This is a genomic window from Nocardia sp. NPDC005978, assembly GCF_040614455.1.
Classification (GTDB): Bacteria; Actinomycetota; Actinomycetes; order Mycobacteriales; family Mycobacteriaceae; genus Nocardia.
On sequence record NZ_JBEXUS010000006.1, the window covers coordinates 111,408 to 131,028 of the forward strand.

General features: G+C 67.2%; 19 protein-coding genes. 12 read left to right on the top strand and 7 right to left on the bottom strand.

Annotated features, from left to right (window positions below; translation table 11 throughout):
- Positions 1-2 precede the first annotated feature (2 nt).
- The 8 genes from ABZ319_RS04445 (at position 3) to ABZ319_RS04480 (ending at position 8,857) form a co-directional block, all read left to right on the top strand.
- On the top strand, positions 3-1,025 hold the full coding sequence (locus ABZ319_RS04445) for an MlaD family protein (protein WP_354984897.1): 1,023 nt from the start codon (positions 3-5) through the stop codon (positions 1,023-1,025).
- Positions 1,016-2,041, top strand: a complete 1,026-nt coding sequence (locus ABZ319_RS04450) for an MCE family protein (RefSeq protein WP_354984898.1) — start codon at positions 1,016-1,018, stop codon at positions 2,039-2,041. Before ABZ319_RS04445 ends, ABZ319_RS04450 begins: the two co-directional genes overlap by 10 nt.
- Entirely contained in the window at positions 2,041-3,147 is a 1,107-nt protein-coding gene (locus ABZ319_RS04455; RefSeq protein WP_354984899.1) for an MCE family protein, read from the top strand. The genes ABZ319_RS04450 and ABZ319_RS04455 overlap by 1 nt, the downstream gene beginning before the upstream one ends.
- Positions 3,144-4,283 carry an MCE family protein gene (locus tag ABZ319_RS04460; protein ID WP_354984900.1) on the top strand — a complete coding sequence of 380 codons (1,140 nt, stop codon included), beginning with the start codon at positions 3,144-3,146 and terminating at the stop codon, positions 4,281-4,283. Before ABZ319_RS04455 ends, ABZ319_RS04460 begins: the two co-directional genes overlap by 4 nt.
- On the top strand, positions 4,280-5,458 hold the full coding sequence (locus ABZ319_RS04465) for an MCE family protein (RefSeq protein WP_354984901.1): 1,179 nt from the start codon (positions 4,280-4,282) through the stop codon (positions 5,456-5,458). The genes ABZ319_RS04460 and ABZ319_RS04465 overlap by 4 nt, the downstream gene beginning before the upstream one ends.
- 9 nt (positions 5,459-5,467) lie before the next feature.
- Positions 5,468-6,154 carry a hypothetical protein gene (locus tag ABZ319_RS04470; protein ID WP_354984902.1) on the top strand — a complete coding sequence of 229 codons (687 nt, stop codon included), beginning with the start codon at positions 5,468-5,470 and terminating at the stop codon, positions 6,152-6,154.
- Positions 6,151-7,398 carry a TetR family transcriptional regulator gene (locus tag ABZ319_RS04475; RefSeq protein WP_354984903.1) on the top strand — a complete coding sequence of 416 codons (1,248 nt, stop codon included), beginning with the start codon at positions 6,151-6,153 and terminating at the stop codon, positions 7,396-7,398. Before ABZ319_RS04470 ends, ABZ319_RS04475 begins: the two co-directional genes overlap by 4 nt.
- A 217-nt stretch (positions 7,399-7,615) precedes the next feature.
- Positions 7,616-8,857 carry a TetR/AcrR family transcriptional regulator gene (locus ABZ319_RS04480; protein WP_354984904.1) on the top strand — a complete coding sequence of 414 codons (1,242 nt, stop codon included), beginning with the start codon at positions 7,616-7,618 and terminating at the stop codon, positions 8,855-8,857.
- A gap of 15 nt (positions 8,858-8,872) precedes the next feature.
- Here ABZ319_RS04480 and ABZ319_RS04485 read toward each other — a convergent pair whose 3' ends face one another.
- Positions 8,873-10,237, bottom strand: a complete 1,365-nt coding sequence (locus ABZ319_RS04485; RefSeq protein ID WP_354984905.1) for a wax ester/triacylglycerol synthase family O-acyltransferase — start codon at positions 10,235-10,237, stop codon at positions 8,873-8,875.
- Between the two features lie 287 nt (positions 10,238-10,524).
- Between ABZ319_RS04485 and ABZ319_RS04490 the strand changes: the two genes are divergently transcribed.
- Complete coding sequence (locus tag ABZ319_RS04490; protein WP_354984906.1) at positions 10,525-11,322, top strand: SDR family NAD(P)-dependent oxidoreductase; 798 nt, start codon at positions 10,525-10,527, stop codon at positions 11,320-11,322.
- A 98-nt stretch (positions 11,323-11,420) separates the two neighbouring features.
- Here ABZ319_RS04490 and ABZ319_RS04495 read toward each other — a convergent pair whose 3' ends face one another.
- Positions 11,421-12,392, bottom strand: coding sequence for an oxygenase MpaB family protein (locus tag ABZ319_RS04495; protein ID WP_354984907.1), 972 nt, complete (start codon positions 12,390-12,392; stop codon positions 11,421-11,423).
- A 412-nt stretch (positions 12,393-12,804) separates the two neighbouring features.
- Between ABZ319_RS04495 and ABZ319_RS04500 the strand changes: the two genes are divergently transcribed.
- From ABZ319_RS04500 to ABZ319_RS04510, 3 genes are all read left to right on the top strand, one after another.
- Positions 12,805-13,722, top strand: a complete 918-nt coding sequence (locus ABZ319_RS04500) for a hypothetical protein (protein WP_354984908.1) — start codon at positions 12,805-12,807, stop codon at positions 13,720-13,722.
- Positions 13,722-14,450 (top strand): hypothetical protein, encoded by a 729-nt coding sequence (locus tag ABZ319_RS04505; RefSeq protein WP_354984909.1) that lies wholly within the window; start codon positions 13,722-13,724, stop codon positions 14,448-14,450. The genes ABZ319_RS04500 and ABZ319_RS04505 overlap by 1 nt, the downstream gene beginning before the upstream one ends.
- 237 nt (positions 14,451-14,687) lie before the next feature.
- Positions 14,688-15,083, top strand: coding sequence for a hypothetical protein (locus tag ABZ319_RS04510; protein WP_354984910.1), 396 nt, complete (start codon positions 14,688-14,690; stop codon positions 15,081-15,083).
- A 57-nt stretch (positions 15,084-15,140) separates the two neighbouring features.
- On the opposite strand, the gene ABZ319_RS04515 is transcribed toward ABZ319_RS04510, so the two are convergent.
- From ABZ319_RS04515 to ABZ319_RS04535, 5 genes are all read right to left on the bottom strand, one after another.
- Positions 15,141-15,467: a transposase gene (locus ABZ319_RS04515; protein ID WP_354984911.1), complete on the bottom strand. Its 327-nt coding sequence runs from the start codon at positions 15,465-15,467 to the stop codon at positions 15,141-15,143.
- 196 nt (positions 15,468-15,663) lie between these two features.
- Complete coding sequence (locus ABZ319_RS04520) at positions 15,664-16,173, bottom strand: SRPBCC family protein (protein ID WP_354984912.1); 510 nt, start codon at positions 16,171-16,173, stop codon at positions 15,664-15,666.
- A gap of 23 nt (positions 16,174-16,196) precedes the next feature.
- Complete coding sequence (locus tag ABZ319_RS04525) at positions 16,197-17,732, bottom strand: aldehyde dehydrogenase family protein (protein WP_354984913.1); 1,536 nt, start codon at positions 17,730-17,732, stop codon at positions 16,197-16,199.
- Between the two features lie 89 nt (positions 17,733-17,821).
- Entirely contained in the window at positions 17,822-18,700 is an 879-nt protein-coding gene (locus tag ABZ319_RS04530; protein ID WP_354984914.1) for an SDR family oxidoreductase, read from the bottom strand.
- A 53-nt stretch (positions 18,701-18,753) separates the two neighbouring features.
- Positions 18,754-19,608, bottom strand: a complete 855-nt coding sequence (locus ABZ319_RS04535) for an LLM class F420-dependent oxidoreductase (protein WP_354984915.1) — start codon at positions 19,606-19,608, stop codon at positions 18,754-18,756.
- Positions 19,609-19,621 lie beyond the last annotated feature (13 nt).

A 19,621-nucleotide genomic window follows, 5' to 3' on the forward strand; every position in this document is an offset into this window, starting at 1 on the left:
TTATGAAAACGAAAAGAGCACTGATCGGATTCAGCCTGTTCGCGGTGCTGGCATCCGTGCTGACCTACACGATGTGGTCGACCCTGCACCGCTCGGTTCCCGGTGACACCCACAGCTATTCGGCCGTGTTCTCCGACGTGCTGGGGTTGCGCGTCGGTGACGACATCCGCATGGCCGGTGTCCGGGTCGGCCGGGTGGACAAGATTGACTTCACCGACGGGTACCGCGCCCGCGTGGACTTCCGTATCGAAGCCGATCAGCACCCGACCACCACCACCAAAGCCCTTGTCCGCTATCAGAATCTGATCGGCCAGCGCTATGTCGCGCTGATGCCCGGTACGGACGCGGGATCGCCGATGCGGCCCGGCGACCAGATCCCGATCGAGCAGACCGAGCCGTCCTTCGACGTCTCCGCGCTGCTGTCGGGGTTCGAGCCGCTGTTCACCGTGCTCCAGCCCGATCAGGTGAACTCGTTGTCCGAGACCCTGGTCCAGGCGTTGCAGGGCAACAACGTGTCCTTGAGCGCGCTGATCACCCAGGCCGCCGAACTCGCCGGCACCTTCGGCCAGCGCGACCAGATCCTGGGCGACGTGCTGACGAACCTCAGCAGCGTGATGGCGGGTCTGGCCAATCGCAGCGGTGAGCTGGAAACCCTGATCACCCAGACGCGTTCGCTCATGGAGGGGCTCTACTCCCAGGGCGAGGCGCTCAAGGGGTCGGTGGATCAGATCGCCACGGCCACCGACTCACTGGTGCGGATCGTGACGATGGTCAAACCCGGCATGGCACGGGCGCAGAACGACGCCACCGACGGTGTGACGCTGCTGCTGCTCAACGGCGCGGCGCTGGACGAGGCGGCGGTGCAGTTGCCCGAGATGCTCAACTCCATCGCGCGCTTCTCCAGCTACGGCGCCTACGGCAACGCCTACCTGTGCCGCCTGGACGTGTCGCTGTGGGGCGTCCTGCTACCGCCGGGATTGTTCTCCCAGGTCGGCGGCGATTCGCAATCGGAGGTATGCCGGTGATTACGCGTGTGGGCGAGTTGATTTCCAGTGTGCTGACCAATCGGCACCTGCGCGCGGGACTGCTGGCATCCGGTCTGGTCGTCGCGCTGCTGCTCGGCTCGATCCTGATCAAGCAGGCGCGCCTGGGCGACATCACGGTCGAGGCCGAGTTCGCGCAGGCCGCCGGCCTGCGGCCGGGCGCGACCGTCGACATCTCCGGGATCGAGGTCGGTCAGGTCGGCGCGGTGCGCCTCGAGGGCGACAAGGTCGTGGTCGACCTGCGAGTGCGGCACGACCTGAAGCTCGGACCCGATGCCCGGGCCGCGGTGAAGATGTCGACCATCCTCGGGCGGTTGCACATCGAGCTGACCCCGGGCGATGGAAAAGGGCTGCCGGGCAATCGCATTCGCATCGAGAACACCACCGTCCCGTACAACCTGAGCAAGGTGGTTCAGGATCCGAAATACTCGAACTCCTTCGAGCGCATCGAGGGCATCGACCCGCAGAAGCTGCGTGCGGCGCTGGACGCGGTGAGCGCGCAGATGGGCGAGTCACCCGAACTTGCGGTGCAGGCGCTGGACAGCATCGGATCGCTGGCCAAGGTCGTCAACGATCGGCGCGACGCGGTGGACACGCTGCTCAAGAGCATGGACACGGTCTCGCAGCTGGCCTCGGACAACCAGAACAGCGTGCTGTTGCTGCTGACCCAGGGCCAGGCGATCGGCAGCGCGGTGCAGAAGCGGCAGGACCTGCTGCGCCGGCTGCTGGACAATGTCGCCTCCCTCTCGCAGCTGCTGCAGGAGATGGGCGTCGAGAACAACGACAAGATCAGCCCGCTGATCACGGACCTGAACACCATGTCCGAGGGCCTCGAGAAGAACCGCGACAACCTGGACCGGCTCTACGAGATCATGCCGGTGACCCTGCGGCAGTTCAACAACGTGCTGGGCGACGGGCGGTACGGAAACGTGTACGCGCCGTGGCTGTTTCCGGACAACTGGCTGTGCTTCGCACAGGCGATTCAGGGGTGCAACTGATGAGAGGCCGTCTTACCGCCAAGCTGGCGACGCTGTGCTGCGCGGCGCTGCTGGCCACGGGCTGTTCCATGCTGCCGGACACCATCACCGGGGTTCCGAAGCAGTACCTGGGTTCGCAGATGCGGATCAGCGCGGACTTCGAGAACGTCGCCGGGCTCTACGCCGGCAACGAGGTCGCGGTGCTCGGCGTGCCGGTCGGCACCGTCCAATCGGTGACCCCGCGCGGCAGCTACGTCGAGGTGGTGATGAGCATCGAATCCGATGTGAAGATTCCCGCCGACGCGATCGCCGCCCTGGTGAACCCCCAGCTGATCACCAACCGGCACGTCGAGCTCGCCCCCGCCTACAACGGCACCGGCGAGACCCTCGCGTCGGGCTCGCATATTCCGTTGCAGCGCACCAGAACTCCCGTCGAACTCGACCGCATTCTGGAGAATTTCGATCAGCTCGGCGCGGCGCTCAAGGGTGACAACGAGACCGGGCCGATGGCCAGCCGGGTGCTGTTCCCGCTGCTGAACGGCAACGGTGACCGGTTGCACGAGACGCTGGACGCGTTGTCCTCGGCCTTCGAGGTGACCATCGCCAACAAGGACCAGATCGCCAACACGATCGTCAAGCTGAACGACATCACCCAGATCATCGCCCAGAACGACCAGACCGTGCGCGATTTCAGCGGCACGCTGACCCAGCTGGTGGCGCTGCTGGGCGAGCAGTCCCCCGGCCTGCAGGCGGTGCTGACCCAGCTCAACGATTTCGTCAACAACACCTCCGCCCTGGTCGGGAACAACCGGGATCAGCTGGCGGGGGCGATGACCCGATTCGTGGGCATCACCGAGCAGATGCGCGCCAATGCCCGCGGACTCACCGAGATCGTGGACGTGGGGCCGCTGATGTTCCAGAACCTGGCCAACGCAACCAGCGTCGAGCACCGGGCGCTGCGCCTGCACGGCCTGCTGGACAAGTCCGTGGTCGACGGCGAGATCCTGTCGACGTTCTGCGAACGGATCCAGTTGCGCCTGGACGGCTGCCGCACCGGCAAGGTCGCCGACATGGGCCCCGATTTCGGTCTGACCGCGGCCCTGCTCGGTATCACGGAGAAGAAATGATCAGACTCGCCAGAACCGCTGCGGCCCTGGGCATCACGGCCGCGACCATGATCGGCACCAGTGGCTGCGCGGTGACCCTGAGCAGCATGCCGATGCCCAAGCCGGGCATCGGCGCACCCGGGTACACCATTCACGCGAGCTTTCGCGATGCCCTGAACCTGCCCGATCGCGCGCACGTGAAGATCGGAGGCACCGACGTCGGCGTCGTCACCAACATCACCTCGACGAACTTCATCGCCGACGTGGAAATGCTCATCCGCGAGGACATCCCGCTGCCGCGGGGTACGACCGTCGAACTGCGGCAGGCCACGCCGCTGGGCGACATGTTCGTCGCACTGGCCCTGCCCTCGAAGCAGGACTCGGGTGAGCTGCTGCGCGAGGGCGACACCATCGGCACGGACCGCACGGCCGCGGGCGCGTCGGTGGAGCAGCTGATGATGTCGATCTCGATGCTGATCAACGGCGGTGGCATCAACCAGGCCGCGCGCATCACCTCGGAGATGAACTCCATGTTCGCCGGGCGCGGCCCGCAGCTGGCGCATCTGCTCACCGAGATGACCAGCGTCATCACCGCCCTCAATCAGCGCACCGGAGATCTGGACAACGTGCTGGGCGGACTCAACGTGCTGACCGGCGAATTGGCTTCGCGCAAGGCCGAATTGGGGCAGGCAGCCGATACCTTCCCGGAACTGATCGGACTGTTCACCGAGAACAATCAGCGGATCGTGGATCTGCTGACCAAGGTGTCCACCACGATGGCGGCCCTGAAGGACTTCAGCGACACCAGCGGCGACGACTTCGTCGGGCTGTTCGACAGCATCCAGCAGCTCATGGCCGCGTTCGCCCAGTCCGGCGAGCTGACCCCGATGCTCAGCGGGCTGAACACCGTCGCGCCGCGCGTGGTCGCCAGTATGCGCGGACCGACGCTCGCGGTCTCGGCGATCGTCTCGTACCTGAGCGTGGGCGCTATCACCGATCCCACCGGCAGCCGACTGCCCGAAGTCGGTGACGTACCCGCCTTCATCGGCAGCTTCGTCCAGGTGCTGGAGAAGGTCTTCGGGCGACTCACCAGCCCGGTACAGCCGGTGCCCGCCGCACCGGAACAGCAGGACGCGGGCCAGGAGGGACCACGATGAATCCCCCACTGTGGCAATGGTTGCTGCGCCGGCGCATCTTCGTCGCCAATATCGGCCTGGTGGTCGTGCTGGTCGCCGGTTGCGCCTATCTCGGCACCAGCGTGCTCCGGTTCAATCCGGTACCGCACACCTATTCGGTGACCGTGCTGCTGGTGTCCTCCGGCGGCCTGGTCGAAGGCAATGACGTGTCCTTCCGCGGCGCCCCGGTGGGCCGGGTCTCCACGATCCGGGTCGAGGGCGACGGCGTCGCAGCGGTCGCCGAGATCGAGGACACCGTCCGGATTCCCGAGGGCGGCACGGTCGCGGTCGGCCGGCTCTCCGCCGCTGGTGAGCAGTTCCTGGATTTCCGGCCCGACTCCGATTCGGCGCCCTACCTGCGGGACGGTGCGGTCGTGGACCGGGCGCGCACCTCGACCCCCGTCCAGATGCAGTCCGTGCTGTCCAACCTGGCCGGATTCATCGGGGGCATGAACCCCGACCGGCTCACCGTGATCGTGGACGAACTGGACAAAGCACTGGCCGGCGGTCCGGACAAGTTGCGCAACATGATCTCCGGTTTGAGCCGGGCGATGTCCGGGCTGAACGATCTATTGCCGCAGACCCGGCAGCTGTTGCAGAACTTGATCGTGATCGGGGAGACGACCTCGCACGCGCAACCGGATCTGGGCACCATCACCTCCGCGGGTACCGCGTTGTTCGCGCAGTTCACCGCGGCGGACGCCGAGCTGCGCGCATTCCTGGAGAACGGTCCGGGGCAGCTGTCCACCATCGGCGGGTTCATCAGCGAAACCCAGGACCCCATCACGAATCTGGTGACGAACTTCGTCGCGATCACCAAGGCGGCGAAACTGCGGGCGCCCGCGATCACGGCCCTGTTCCCGGCCCTGCGAGCGGGGTCGGAGGCGGTCGGCATCCCCGCCCACGACGGCGCGTACCACACGCTGGTCGATCCGTGGCCGCGCCCGTGGTGCGAGTACGAGACCATCCCGGTCGCGCCCTCGCAGATCCAAACCGACACGCGGGTAAGGCTTTACAACTACTGCGTCACCAGCAATCCCGCCCTGCAGATTCGCGGCTCGGCCAACGCGCCGCGTCCGAACGTGCCCGACAACGGCGCGAACCCACCGCCCGGCGCGGATCCGAACGCGTTGTCCCAGCCCGTCCCGGGCAGATAGGAGAGCTCCATGAGCGAGAGTGAAGCCGTTCCCGAGAAAACCGTGCTCGCCAAGGCCGGCGATGAGGAGTCCGCGCAGGAGGGCGTCGAGGACGCGGAATCGCTTGCGTCCCAGCCTGATCAGGCAGAGGTGGAGTCCGAGGCGGAGCCGCGGCGCAAGCGCGCCTTCCCCTGGACCGTCGCGGCGCTGGGCCGGACCGGGCGCGTCGCCGCGCTCGCCGCGGTGGCGCTCACCCTGGTGACCTCGGTCGGATCCAGCGTGTTCCTGTACCAGCGCAACGAGCACCACAAGGACCTGCTCGCGGCGCACGAGGCCGCGCGCGAGGCCGCTTGCAAGTACGCGCCGGTGCTGGTCACCTACGACGCCAAGCACCTGGATGCCTACTTCGCCGCCGTGCTCGACGGCGCCACCGGCGACTGGCGCAAGCAGTTCGACTCCACCAGTAAGGATCTGCGCGAGGTGCTCGTGCAGGGCGAGGTGACGGCCAAGGCGGACGACGTGCAGTGCGCGATCCGGACCGGTGACGAGAACTCCGCCGAGGCGGTCGTGGTCATCGGGCAGACGATCACCAGTCTGGGCACGAAGGGCCAGCCCGCGCCGGGGCAATTGTCGATGATTCTGTGGCTGGAACGGTCGGGTGACAAATGGATGGTCAACAAGGTGAACTCGCCGTTGGCGCAACTGCCCCAGTCGTGAAGCCCGCCCGGGCCGCGGCGCCCGAACCCGGGGCCCGGGTGATCCGCCGCCGGCCCAAGAACCGGCGCAGTCAGATCGCCGAGGTCGCGGCCACGGCCTTCGCCGAACTCGGCTACCACGGGGTGAGCATGGAGGATATCGCCGCTCGCCTCGATGTCAGCTCCGCCGCGCTGTACCGGCACTACCCCAGCAAGCACGCGCTGTTCGCGGAGGAACTGCTGCGGCTGGGCGCGGCGACCGTGGCCGCGGCGACCCTGCCCCCGGCGGCCGCGAGCTGGCCGCCGGACCGGCGCTTGGACCTCGCGATCGAGGGCATCGTCTCGGGCACGATCGCGAACCGGCCCACGGTCGCGCTCACCCGCTGGGAGACCCGGTACCTGGCCGAGCCCGAAAGGCTCACTCTCGAAAGGTGTTTCGCCACCGCCATCACGCTGCTGAGCGGCTTGATCGGCGAGGTGCGGCCCGAACTGACCGACCGTGAGCGCCGGGTGCGCGCGGTGGGGATGTTCAGCGCGGTCAGCAGTGTCGGTGATCATCGGGCGGTGCTGGCGGTGAAATCGATGAAGGCGCTGCTGAAGTCGATGTGCTGGACGATGGCGACCATGGAACTGCGCACGCCGCCCCCGCCGGCGGCGGTGACGCAGGCGCCGGTGCGGGCGGGTCTCAAACACGAATTGCTGCTGCAGCAGGCGATTCACCTGTTCTACGAGCGCGGCTATCCGAACGTGACGGTCGAGGACATCGCGGCGGCCTCGGGCCTGCCCGCCGCGTCGGCGGTGTATCGCTACTTCCGCGGCAAGGGGGATCTGCTGACCGCCGCCTTCCGGCGGGTGTCGGATCGCATGTCCGTCGCCATCGGCGCGGCGATCACCGATACGGCGGGCCCGGCCGAAGCGCTCTCGGCGCTGGTGCGGGTGTACGCCACGGGCGCGTTCGCGGACCGGGAATTGGCGTACGTGTACTACGCCGATTTCAGCCATCTGCCGCCGGAAGAGCTCACGCCGCTGACCACCGTGCATCGTCTCGTGGTCGACGAGTGGGCGCGGCTGCTGCTGGCCGTCCGTCCGGAACTGACTCAGGCCGAGGCGCAGATCCTGGTGCACGCGACGCTGGGCATGGTGGTGGACTACGGCCGGGTGTTCGGTGACGACGAACGGGCCTGCCCGCTGCCGTGGGTCATCGAGTTGATGCGGTCCGCTCTCTTCGGCCGCGGCGAACCGGCTTCTCCCGGTGTGCGAACGTAGGCTGGGCGGCAGCATTATGTTATTGCGGCTTCCACTACCCCGATCTTGGTCAATTGAAACGCGTTCTCGATCTTTTCTCCTGTTCTAGCTGCTTCAATGTGGGCCACACATCGTCACATTCGCCGAGAACGCTACACATATGTGATCTAAAATTCATTACTGGATCGATTCCTCTCGGAGCCGGAAACGGGGCTCTCATTCGGTTACCATCGCGTGCATGACAGCGGGTGCCGATCGCAAGATCCAGGAGGTCCCAGCGGCTGCCGAACAGCCCAGGCCGGTGCGCCGGCGACCCAAGAACCGGCGGGCGATGATCGCGGCCACCGCCGCCGAAGCCTTCAGCACCCTCGGGTACCACGGCGTCAGCATGGACGACATCGCCGCGCGGCTGGACATCAGCTCCACCGCGCTCTACCGCCACTACCCCAGCAAGTACGCGCTGTTCCGCGAGGAGACATTGCGACTGGGAACGGTGTGCGCCCAATCGGTGCAGCTCTCGGCCGACGAATGCGACCGGCCCGTGGCCGAACGATCGAACCTGATCTTCGACGCGCTGTTGAGCACCTCGATCGCCAATCGCCGGGGCGCCTCACTACTGCGCTGGCAAGGCCGCTACCTCCAGCCCGAGGACCGCCTCGCGCTCAGCGCCGATCTGGCAGCCGTGCACACCTCGGGCATGTCCCTGCTCAGCGAGTTCCGGCCGGAGCTGGACGAGGACGACAAAGCCGTTCTCACACAGGCGCTGTTCAGCATCATCGGCAGCCTGGGCGATCACCAGGTGAACCTGCCGGTCAAAACCCTGAGTCGCAGGTTGCGCGCCGCGGCGATCGCGGTCGCGCACTGCGACCTTCCCCCGCAGCAGACCGGCGTCGCGGATCCGCGGGCCGAGACGCCCTCGACCTTCACGCCGGAACTGCTACTGCGGCAGGCGATCAAGCTCTTTCACGAACACGGCTACCCCAATGTCAGCGTGGAGGACATCGCCGTGGCCGCGCAGCTGCCGGCGCCCTCGGCGGTGTACCGGTACTACCGCAGCAAGGGCGACATCCTCACCGCGGCTTTCCGGCGCGCGGCCCGGCTGGTGTCCGATGCCATCGGCCCGGCGGTCGCCGCGTCCGACTCCCCCCAGCAGGCACTGAACCGGTTGATCGAGCTGTACGTCGACGGGTCCTTCACCGACCGGGAGCTGACGTTCGTGTACTACGCCGAGATCGGCAATGTCGATCCCGCCGAGCGCACCCTGCTGCGCAATATTCAGCGACTCAACGTGGAGGAATGGGCCAAGCTGCTGGTGGCGGCGCGGCCACAGCTCGCGCCGCAGGAGGCTCGGCTGCTGGTGCACACCGCGCTCACCCTCGTGGTCGATCTGGGCCGGCGCTACGGGTCGGCGAATCCGGCATGCTCCAGATCCCGTGTGGCACATCTGATGCGCGCGATTCTGTTCGGTCGCGAGGCCTGATCGACTCGATCCCGCTTACGCACCGACCGCCGTTTCCAATGCGCCCAGGGCGTTGTCGAGGTGCTCGAGCAGTCGTGGCAGATCCGGCACCGAACGCCGGCAGCCGACGATGCCGAAGTCGAGGTTGTCGGCGTTGGTCGCCACGGTGATGTTCAGGGCCTGGCCGTCGAACGGGATGCCGAGGGGGAAGTTGCCGTCCAGTCGTGCGCCTCGGCAGTACAGCGCTTCGGTCGGCCCGGGCACGTTGGAGATGATGATGTTGAACGGAACCCGGGGCAGCAGGTGGAACCCGGGAATCTGGACGACTCCCAGCGGGGCCAGCAGTGCCGCCGACAATGCCAGCGCCTGAGTTCTGCTGAGCTGAGCCAGTATTCGCTTCCCCGCGGCGGCGGATTCGCTGATCAGGCGAATGCGTTCGGCCGGATCCTCGACGTGCGTGGCCAGATCGGCCAGGATCATGCCCAGCGCGTTGCCGCCGGCGTCGGCCTGGTCGGCGCTGCGCATGGCGACCGGCACCATGGCGGTCAGCGGCCCGTCGGGCAGCGCGGATCGCTCGGCCAGGTAGGCGCGCAGCGCGCCCGCGCACATGGCCAGGACGACGTCGTTGACCGTGGATCCGGTTGCCTTGCGCACCAGTCGAATTCGTTCGAGCGGCCAGGAGCCGACCGCCACCGTGCGGGCGCCGCCGATGGGGACGTTGAGCACGGTCGGGGCGGCGGTCATCGGCAGCGTAAGTGGCTCGGAGAGCACGGTATTCGCGACACGGGCCAGGGCCGGGAGTGCGGTGAGCACGTCGTGCAGGCCCTCCCGTAGCAGGTTCAGGGCCGTCGCGGCGGTCGATGCCGGCGCCGAGTCGCGCCGAGGCCCGGCCGGACCCCAGGGCACCGGGAGCCTCGTATCCGCGGGGTCGGTGCTCAGCGTGCGGTGCAGCAGGCGGCGACCGCTCATGCCGTCGATGAGGGCGTGATGGAGTTTGAGGTAGACCGCGAACCGGCCGTCGGCCAGGCCGTCGATCAGGTGGGCTTCCCAGAGCGGGCGATGCCTGTCGAGTAGGTCGCCGTGCAGCCTGGACACCAGGGTGAGCAGTTCGCCGAGCCCGCCGGGGGCCGGTAGCGCCGAGCGCCGCAGGTGGTGGTCCAGGTCCACGCGGGTATCGCGGTCCCAGGTGAGGTTGGCGAAGAAGCCCAGCGGGCGGCCCGGGCGCTTGCCGAACATGGGCTGCACCGAGCCTTCGGCGATCATGCTGTCGAACAGTGCGGTCGCGAAATCACCGGGGGCGTCCGCGGGCGGCTCGTAGAGCTGAATCGCGCCCAGATGCATGGGATGTTCTCGGGTTTCACCGGCCAGGAACACGGTGTCGAGCGGGCTCAGGAACTCCATCGCACATCTCCTCGGGCAGTTAAGTTTGTCTTTACTCTGATGTTGATCGGCGACGCTGCCTTTCGAGGTGAACGAAACCAACTATTGCACAGCATTTTTCACATTCACATGTGATCGTAAGTTACCGTCAATTCTTCCTAAGGTTCTTGCATGAGCGGACCGGCTGTGCCATAGTCCATGGCTATCGGCCAGGGGGTGGCCATCCGTGAGTCGCTGCCTGCCGTTGATCGTGAACACTCGAGTGCGCCGATCGCCGCTGTTGCCGACGGCCCGAAAGGAGAACTCCCATGCCCAAGGTGCAATTGGCCGGAGCGACAGTGCTACTCACCGGCGCGACCGGCGGCATCGGCCGCGCGATCGCCCGCGAACTCACCGCGCATGGCGCACGACTGGTGCTCACCGGGCGACGCGCGGGCGCATTGCACTCGCTCGCAACGGAATTCGATGCGCAGGTGATCACGGCCGACCTGGCGCAGCCGGGCGCGGCCGCCCGGCTGCGCGATGCCGCGGGTCCCGTCGACGTGCTGATCGCCAACGCCGGCGTCCCGGCGGCGGGGCGGCTGCGCGAGTTCACGCCGGAGCGGATCGAGATGGCCGTCGGGGTGAATCTGCGCGCGCCCATGACGCTCGCGCACGCCTTCGGCGCGGCCATGTGCGAACGCGGCGACGGGCATTTGGTTTTCATGGGATCGATCGCGAGCCAGCTGCCCGCACCGTGCGCCAGCGTCTACAACGCGACGAAGTTCGGATTGCGCGGGTTCGCGCTGGGCCTGCGCCACGAAATGGGCGAACACGGGGTCGGGGTGTCGATCGTGGAGCCCGGATTCATCAGGTCCGCCGGGATGTTCGCCGACAGCGGGACCTCGCTGCCACTCGGAATCCGCACCCTCGCACCCGAACACGTCGCCGCGGCGGTGGTGCGCGCGATTCGCGACGACGTCGACGAGATCGTGGTCGCGCCCTTGGAATTGCGACTGGGCGCGATGATGGGGTGCCTCGCGCCCGGCCTGCTGTCGCCCATCCAGCGCCTGATCGGCGCGGACAAGGTCAGCAGCGATTTCGGCGCGAGCTTCGCGCGCGGTTGATTCCCGCGCGGTGTCGCGCCTCGGCCCGCACGAAACGCGAGTGGGCGCCCCGTCCGTCGACGGGACGCCCACCGGTCATCCGGCGTTCGGCCGGACGCTCAGATCAGCGCCTTCTGCTTCCGGATGCGCCGCTGCACGTCCCGCATCATCGTCTTGGTGCCCGAGAAGCGAATGAACTTGGGAATGAAGCGGTTGACGAAACCGACGAACAGGAACAGATTCTCGAATCGCCGCTGATCGGTCTCGGTCCACGGCACGCCCATGAGCTCGCGGAAGTGCGGGGCCAGGAAGCCCGTGGTCAGGAAGCGCAGCAGGCCGCCGAACATGATCCGCAGGTACCAGTGGATCATGCGCAGGTGCACCAGGTCGTCGATCATCTTGGCGACGTCGGCGTCCAGCGACAGTTGCGCGCAGGCCTCGTTCCAGTAGGTGTCGAACTCGGCGCGGCTCTGCGGCCACATCGCCTCGCGCACCTGCAGGGTGGTGCCCAGGGTCGACGAGGTCGAGTAGAACGACTCGGCCTGTTCGGCATCCATCTTGCCGTGCAGCAGCTGGTACGAGTCCTCGAAGCCGATGTAGATGCTGGCCGCGACCCACATCTGCAGTTTGGGATCGAAGGCGTTGTACTTGACCGCCGCTCCCGGCGCGGATCGCACCTGCCGGTGCGCGACGTTGACCGCCTCCCGGAACTCTTCTTTCTCCGCCGGCGTCCCCAGAATGGCCACCGCCAGATAGGAAGCCGTGGTCCGCAACCGCTTCCACGGATGCACCATGAGCGCCCCCGACTCGACGGTGCTCTCCACGACCCCGCGCCCGACCCCCGGCGAGGACAGCTGCATGGCCACGTTCGCCGCGGCCCCCGCGAACTGCCAGAAGTCGAGCGCGTCGTGCAGCTGTGGCGGCTTCTTGGTCGCCGACCGATGAATGGCCGGGATATGGATGCGGGTCTGCTCGGTGGTCAACCGCACCCGCCCCGCGTCGGGTTCCCCGCCGACAAGGGCGAATCGGTTCTTCACCTCGGGCTCGCGGTGCGGTCCGGACAGGGAACTCGGGTCAGGAGCAGCAGTCATGGGTCTCATCCCTCGATAGCGCGGCGCGGGTAGATCATGCCGCACAGGGACACCGATCCGCCGACGCGATGAAACGCCCACATATCTCCCCCTCCGCGACGGTGCGTACAAGCAAGAATTGTCATTAACTTAACTGGTGGCCACCGTACAGTCAATGGCGAAATACGACCTCCCGCGCCTCTGATGTCGAAGGAATCCCAGCATCTACGCAGGATTTGGCGGTAACATACTCGCAACGCGTACGGGAGATGGCACAGATCGGGGCGTTCAGCCGCAAAGCGCTGTCGCGCAACACCATTGACCTCGCCTGTGGCCGAGATAACTTGCAGGACAGCATCTCCGAGCCCCGCCCCTGTCATGCGCGACTGCTACTGTCTGCGCGGAGCATGATTCCGATGCAGGGGGCGTCGCCATGGATTCACCGTCGTTATCGTCGCATCACCTATGGAGCCGGGCAGCAGCGCTGATCCTGTTTCTCCTCATGGTCGTTGTCGGGTTGCCCGCTGACACACGCGCCCAGCCGTCCGGAGATTCCGATGTCCAGGCCTGCCAGGCGGAGCAAGCGGAGCTCAACGACGTTCGGACGCGGATCGACGTCCACAACGCGCAACCGCACCTCTTCACGCTGCCCCAGCAGCAGGCGCAGGCCAATGCCTACGACGCCGAAGCCGGCGCTCTCAACAGCGAACAAACAGCCGACGCTGCGCGGCTGGCCGCATGCCGGGCGACCAAGGCACAGCTGGCCGATGGGCAACCGGTCAGACAGTTCACTCCGCGCGTCATCACCCTGGTCGACGACGCCAAGAAGAAGGTGCCCAACGGATACGTTCCGCCCTCGCCCCCGCCTGTTCAGCCCGGCAAGCAGGCGACGGCGGTCACTCCGGAGCTGAGGCCACTCTTCACCGTGCTACGGGACAATTCGCCGCCTTCGAACATCCCCCGCTGGGTCCTGCAAGGAGAACAGAAGGGTTCGATCGGCGACCCGGATCCGTCGATGCATCCGACCGGCAACGGGGTTATTCTTCCGCGCCCGAAGTTTCCGAACATTCCCTGGGTCGATGCCGACCACCTCGTACCGCTGGCGCGGATCCTCTACATACCGGGGTTCTTGCAGTTGTCCGCAGAGAACATGCTGGCTGTCGTCAATGCGCCACTGAACCTACAGTGGCTGTCCGGGCCTGCGAATCTGTCCAAACAATCACGAAGTGCGTGCGTGCTGCTCAACTGCGACCCGACCTGGGTAGCCATGCAGGTCGCACTCGAGGACGCACTGCTCGTGCAGCTCGAGCAGATCATTCGGGAACTGGTAGCCAACCAAGGAGGCAGCTGATGGCGGTGTCCATTGCCGAGGTCGAGCGGGGTCTGGCATTCGTCGAACACGAGTCCCAGCTCGTCACGCTGGTGGAATTCGATTCTCCGGACCTGGCAACGGTTCCCGAGCGGTGGCGGGATATTGCCACCGCGGCGACAACGCAGGCCCGCTGCCGGGAAGCTCTGCGGCTGTGGAACGCCGAGTTCTTGGAGTTGGTGCCCGAATTCGCCGCGATCCTGCGCGAAGAACTCGCGGACGTTCGGATCGGCACCGTCGACGGCGAGTGGGTCCTGATCTACGCTCTGGAGCACTTCGACGAAGAACAGCGGTACGTCCTGTGCTGGATCGGCTGGGACCCGGCGACTTTCGGTGCATCGGACCCACCGTTGTGGGACAGCGTGCCGGAGCCGTTGCAAGCATTTCTTCGGGAGGTTCATGCCGGGTTCACCGCTCCCGACTGGATGTCCTTCGGCCCCGTTCAGCCTCGGCGAATGGGTACCTTCGCCGAACTGAACGATAGCCCGGACGGGATCCCGGAGTGGATGGACTTCCCCGACTCCACGCGCCTGCTGCCCTTGGTCTCCACCTACAGCCGGGTGCACGGCTGCGTGTCTCCCGACTTGCCGCAGGGAGAAGGCGTGGTGCTGTACAACTTCGACCTCGATCCTCCGGAACCGGTCGGGCACATGCTGGACCACATCCTCTGTGTCCGTTTCACGGTCGCGTACCAGGAAACGGAGGGCTGAACAGTGTCCGAGGTACCACCGCACCGGCTACCCCAGCCCGATCAACCAGATGATGATGCTCACCGGTTGCCGGACAATGTCGTCGAGGGCAGCCCGGGCGGCAGCCATTTCGGAGATCCCGCGACTCGGTGGCCGCCCCCGGGCCCCTCCGCACCACCTATGCCCACCGGCGGCTTCGCGCCACCGCCGATTGTGTGGACCGCACCGCCACGACGTGGCCGGGGCAGGGTCTTCGCGATGGCGGCGGTTGCGATCGTCACCGCGATCGGAATCGGGATCGGTCTTCTGGTCCTTCGCAACGGTTCCGGTGGCACCGACGAGGACCGAATTCGCGCCGTAGTCGACAGCTTCTCCGACGCGGTCTACTCCGCGGATACCGCGGCGATGGCCGACAATCTGTGTGCCGAGGAAGCCGAGACCTTCACGGACGGCCTCGCTCCCGACGCCGCGGTCGAACGGGAGAAAGGCGCGATTCCGAAACCCTCGTACACCCTCTCGGAGGTGACGATCCACGGCGAGTACGCCTCCGCGAAGATACGATTCGACTCCGCCGGCACGCAGGATCTCTACTTCCGCATGGAGTCCGGAAGGTGGCGGGTCTGTGCTCCGGCCGAAGCACAGATGCCGAACTAGGCGATGGCACTCAGCCAGGGACCCGGCTGTCGCCTGGACAGAGCCGGGACCGGCGGATCAGAAGACGTAGGCGCAGGACTGGGCGGCGCAGGGCGGGCGGGGGCGGCGGGCCGACTTCAGGATGTTGTTGGCTTGCAGGAGGTCTCGGACCTGGCGGCGCAGGCGCAGGAGCTCGGCGCGTTCGGTGGGTGAGAGGTCCGTGGCGCCGGAGCGGGCGCGTTGGGCCAGGGCCGCTTTCACCCAGACGCGGAGGGTTTCGTAGTGGACGCCTACCTGGGGGCCTATCGCGCGGGCGGCGGCGTAGGGGGTGGTGAACTCGTCGAGGGCCTCCAGGACCAGGCGGACGGCTTGCTCTCGGACCTCGGTCGGATAGCGCCTTGTCATGGTGGTGACGTCTTCCTCGAGCGGGACACACACCGGCCGGCGAACCCGGCCGGTGTGGGCGCCAACCGAGGTTGCCGGAGGTGGATCGGTGAGCACGGTGGCCGTTGTTCTCGCACACCAGCGGACATGGTCGTCCGGTTACTGGTTGGTAGTTTGAACGCGCGCACCGCACTTCGTCAATACCCGAGGGCGCGTGTCACGCCGCGGCTGTGCTGAACCTCTTATCGGTGAGTGTGCGCAGGTTGCGCAGGAATCTGCGGAAGGTCAGATTCATGACGGGGGCGAACAGGCGCAGCGAGATATCGGTGGGTTTGTCACCGCTCATGGCCAGGGTCCAGGTGAGGCGGCAGCCCGTGGCCGTGGGGACGATCCGGTAGTCCTCGGCGAAGGCGGTGATGCCGCTGGTGCCGGACTCGTTGAAGCGGAACGCCATGTGGGTGTTGGGATTCCAGGCCAGGAACTCCTCGTTGCCGACCATGCCGGCCCGCATCCGCACGGTGCGGGTGGTGCCGACACCGTGCGGGGCCGGACTGGTCCAGGTGACGCCGGTGATCACCGACGCCCACAGCGGCCACGAGTCGGCCTCGGCCAGAACCTCGAAAACCTGTGCGGGGGTGACGTTCAGCTCCACGGTGTTGGCGAAACGATGTGGCGCGGTGGCGATGAAGGTCAGATCGACGGGGCGGCAGGGGTGCAGGGTGCCCATGGGGATTCCTCCGAGGGTGGGGTTCAGGACAGGATGCGGCGGAGCAGGCGGGTGCCGAAGCCGACGCGGATCAGATCGTCGAGATCGCGAGTCGTCTTGGCGGTGTAGGGATACCAGATGCTTTCGCGCTTGGGCTGCCAGCGATCCAGCAGCACCGGCTGGGCGTGGGTGAAGCCGCGCAGCGCGTACACGCCGTTGACCTGCCCCAGACCGCTGTCCTTGCGGCCGCCGAACGGCGCTTCGGGACAGCCGTAGATGACCCCGGCGTCGTTGTGCACCACCGATCCGGTGGTCAGGCGGGCGGCGATGCGGCGGGCGCGCGCACGGTCCCTGGTGAAGACCGATCCGCTGAGCCCGTAGCGGCAGTCGTTCGCGAGCCGAATCGCTTCCTCTTCGTCCCGGACCCGGACGATGGCCGCGACGGGGCCGAAGGTCTCCTCGGACATGATCTTCATGCCGTGGTGGACGTCGACGAGCACGGTCGGCTGGAAGTACAAACCGTCGCCCTCCCCCACGTCGCCGCCGACGAGCACTTGCGCGCCTTGCTCTTTCGCGTCCTTGATGTGCCCGGCGACCAGGTCCCGCTGCCGATCCCAGAACAGCGGCCCCATATCTTTGTCGCCGGGCCCGTAGGTGATCTCGGCGGCCTTGCGGGTGACGAGTTCGATGAATTCGTCGGCAACCGATTCCACGACGTAGATCCGTTCGACGCTCATGCACACCTGACCGGTGTTGAACATCGACAGGTACACCGCACCGCCCGCGGCGCGCTCGAGATCGGCGTCGGCGCACACGATCATGGCGTCCTTGCCGCCGAGTTCGAGCGAGCAGGGGACGAATCGTTCCGCACATCGGCCCGCGATCTTACGTCCGGTGCCGACGCTCCCGGTGAAACACACCTTGTCGATATCGGAATCGACCAGCGCGGCACCGGTTTCCCCGTCACCGTGCAGCACCTGCACGACATCGGCCGGCACCCCGGCCTCGTGCAGGACCCGGGCCACCCACTCCCCCGAGCGCGGCGTGACCTCGGACGGCTTGAAGACCACGGCATTTCCCGCCAGCAGCGCTTGGACAACGGGATTGAGCGTGAGCACGAACGGCGCGTTCCAGGGGGTGATCACCGCGATCACGCCCAGCGGCTGGTACTGCATGTAGAGCTGTTTGAACGGGCGCAGGTACCCGTGCAGGCGCTGGCGATGCGGGCGCAGGGTGCGGTGCGCGCGCGTGGCCCAGTAGTTGAGGAAGTCGCACGAGGGCACGATCTCCACCCCGAGCGCTTCGACCCGGGGCTTCCCGGTCTCGAGGGTGATGGTGTCGGCGATCTCGGCGCGACGCGCGCTGATCACTCCGACCGCCTTGCGCAGTATCACGGCCCGCTCGGCGATACTGCGTGCGGCCCAATCGATCTGGGCGGCCCGAGCGCGCTCGACCGCCGCGCGTACCTCGGCCGCACCGTCGACGAGCAGTTCGTCGATCGGGCGGCCGTCCACCGGGCTGTGCAGCGCCAGTCGGCGCCGGTCACCGTCCGGGTTCGCAACGGCACTGACGATGGCCATGTCGGCTCCTTCTACTGGGCGGCGCCGAGCCGCGATCCGACCGGCGCACAGGGTGTTTCGCTGAGCTGCCCGCACCAGCGGCGGGCCGCTCAGCGCGGGTCGGTCAGCTTGCGCAGTTCCTCGATCGACCACGGCGGCTCGCTCGCGTGGTCGCGGTAGCCCAGCATCGTCATGCCCGGCCGTTCGAACTTGCCGACGAAACCACCGGCGGCGATGAAGATTTCACCGGTCACCTCCTTCGCGGCATCGGAGGCGAGGAAGAGATACAGCGCCGCGGCGTACTCGGTCGGCGGGGCGTCCAGGGAGCCCCGCATGCTCACTTCGTCCAGCAGGCCGCGCCGATGCAGAGTCCGAATGTGCTCCTCGTACTCCGGACCGGTCGAGAGCCTGGTCTTGGCGCCCGGGCAGACCGTGTTCACGCGAACCCCCGACTCCCGCAACTCCGCCGCCAGCGCCAGGCTCAGACTGGCGACCGCGCCCTTGCCCGCGGGATAGCCGGTGCCGCCGTAGTCGCCCAGGTAGGCGAAGGATCCGGTGTTGACGATCGATCCGCTCCCGCGCGCCGCCATGAGCGGCGCGACCGCACGACAGGTGTTGAACACCGTGGTCAGATGCGAATCGAGCAGATCGCGCCACTGGTCGGTGGTGACGTTGAGGATCGAGGAACCGGGCGGTTCGGCGATGCCCGCGCAGTTCACGAGCACGTCGACGCCGCCGTAGGACCGCTCGCAGGCGGCGACGAGCTCGGCGGCCACGCTCTCGTCGGCGGCCGAGCCCGCGACCCCGACGGCGCGGCCGCCATCACTCACCACGAATTCGGCCGCGAGGTGCACCGCGTCCGGATCACGCGAGTTGATGACCACGCCCGCGCCGTGCGCGGCCAGCGCCCGCGCGACGGCCAGGCCGACACCGCTGGCGCCGCCCACGACCACGGCCGCGCGGCCCGCGAGTGGATGTTCTTCGGGCATGGTGCGAGATCCTCACTGCCGCAACGCGGCACGACGTGTCGAACGAGTGTGTCCTACGGCAGGTCCATGGCGGTCAGTTTCGCGCTGAGCCGGTCCAGGTACGCCAGCACGTCCTCGGTGGACTTGTCCGGCAGGCCGTAGATCACGTCGGTGACCCCGTCTTCGGACCAGCGCACGAGTCGGTCCCGGTCCGGTTTGAAGTCCAGTGCCAGGACCCGGGGCTTGCCCTCGCGCCCGGCATCGGCCCAGATCTTGTGCAGCAGTGCGATTCTGGCCGAGATATCGGTTTCGGTCGGGGTGGTGATCCAGCCGTCGCCGGTGCGGGCGATCCATTCGAAGGTCTTCTCGGTGCCCGCGGCTCCGATCAGCACGGGGACATGCGCCTGGGCGGGTTTGGGCCAGGCCCAGCTGGGCCCGAAGTTCACGTACGACCCGGCGTAGCTGGATTCATCGCGCGTCCACAGCTCGCGCATGGCCTCGATGTACTCGCGCAGCACGGTGCGCCGCTTGTTCGGCGGCACCCCGTGATCGGCGAGTTCGTCGGTGTTCCAGCCGAATCCGGCCCCGAGGGTGACGCGCCCGCCGGAGAGATGATCGAGGGTGGCGATCGTCTTGGCCAGGGTGATCGGGTCGTGCTCGACCGGCAGGGCCACCGCGGTCGACAGCTCGATAGTCTCGGTGACCGCCGCGGCCATGGCCAGTGACACCCACGGGTCCAGGGTGCGGGTGTAGCGGTCATCGGGCAGCGAGGCGTCGCCGGTTCCGGGGTGCGCGGCTTCGCGTTTGACCGGGATGTGGGTGTGCTCGGGGACGAAGAAGGACCGGAAACCGCGTTCCTCGGCGGCCTTGGCCGCGATCGCGGGGGTGATGCCGCGGTCGCTGGTGAACAGTACGACTCCGAATCGCATACGGGGCCTATCT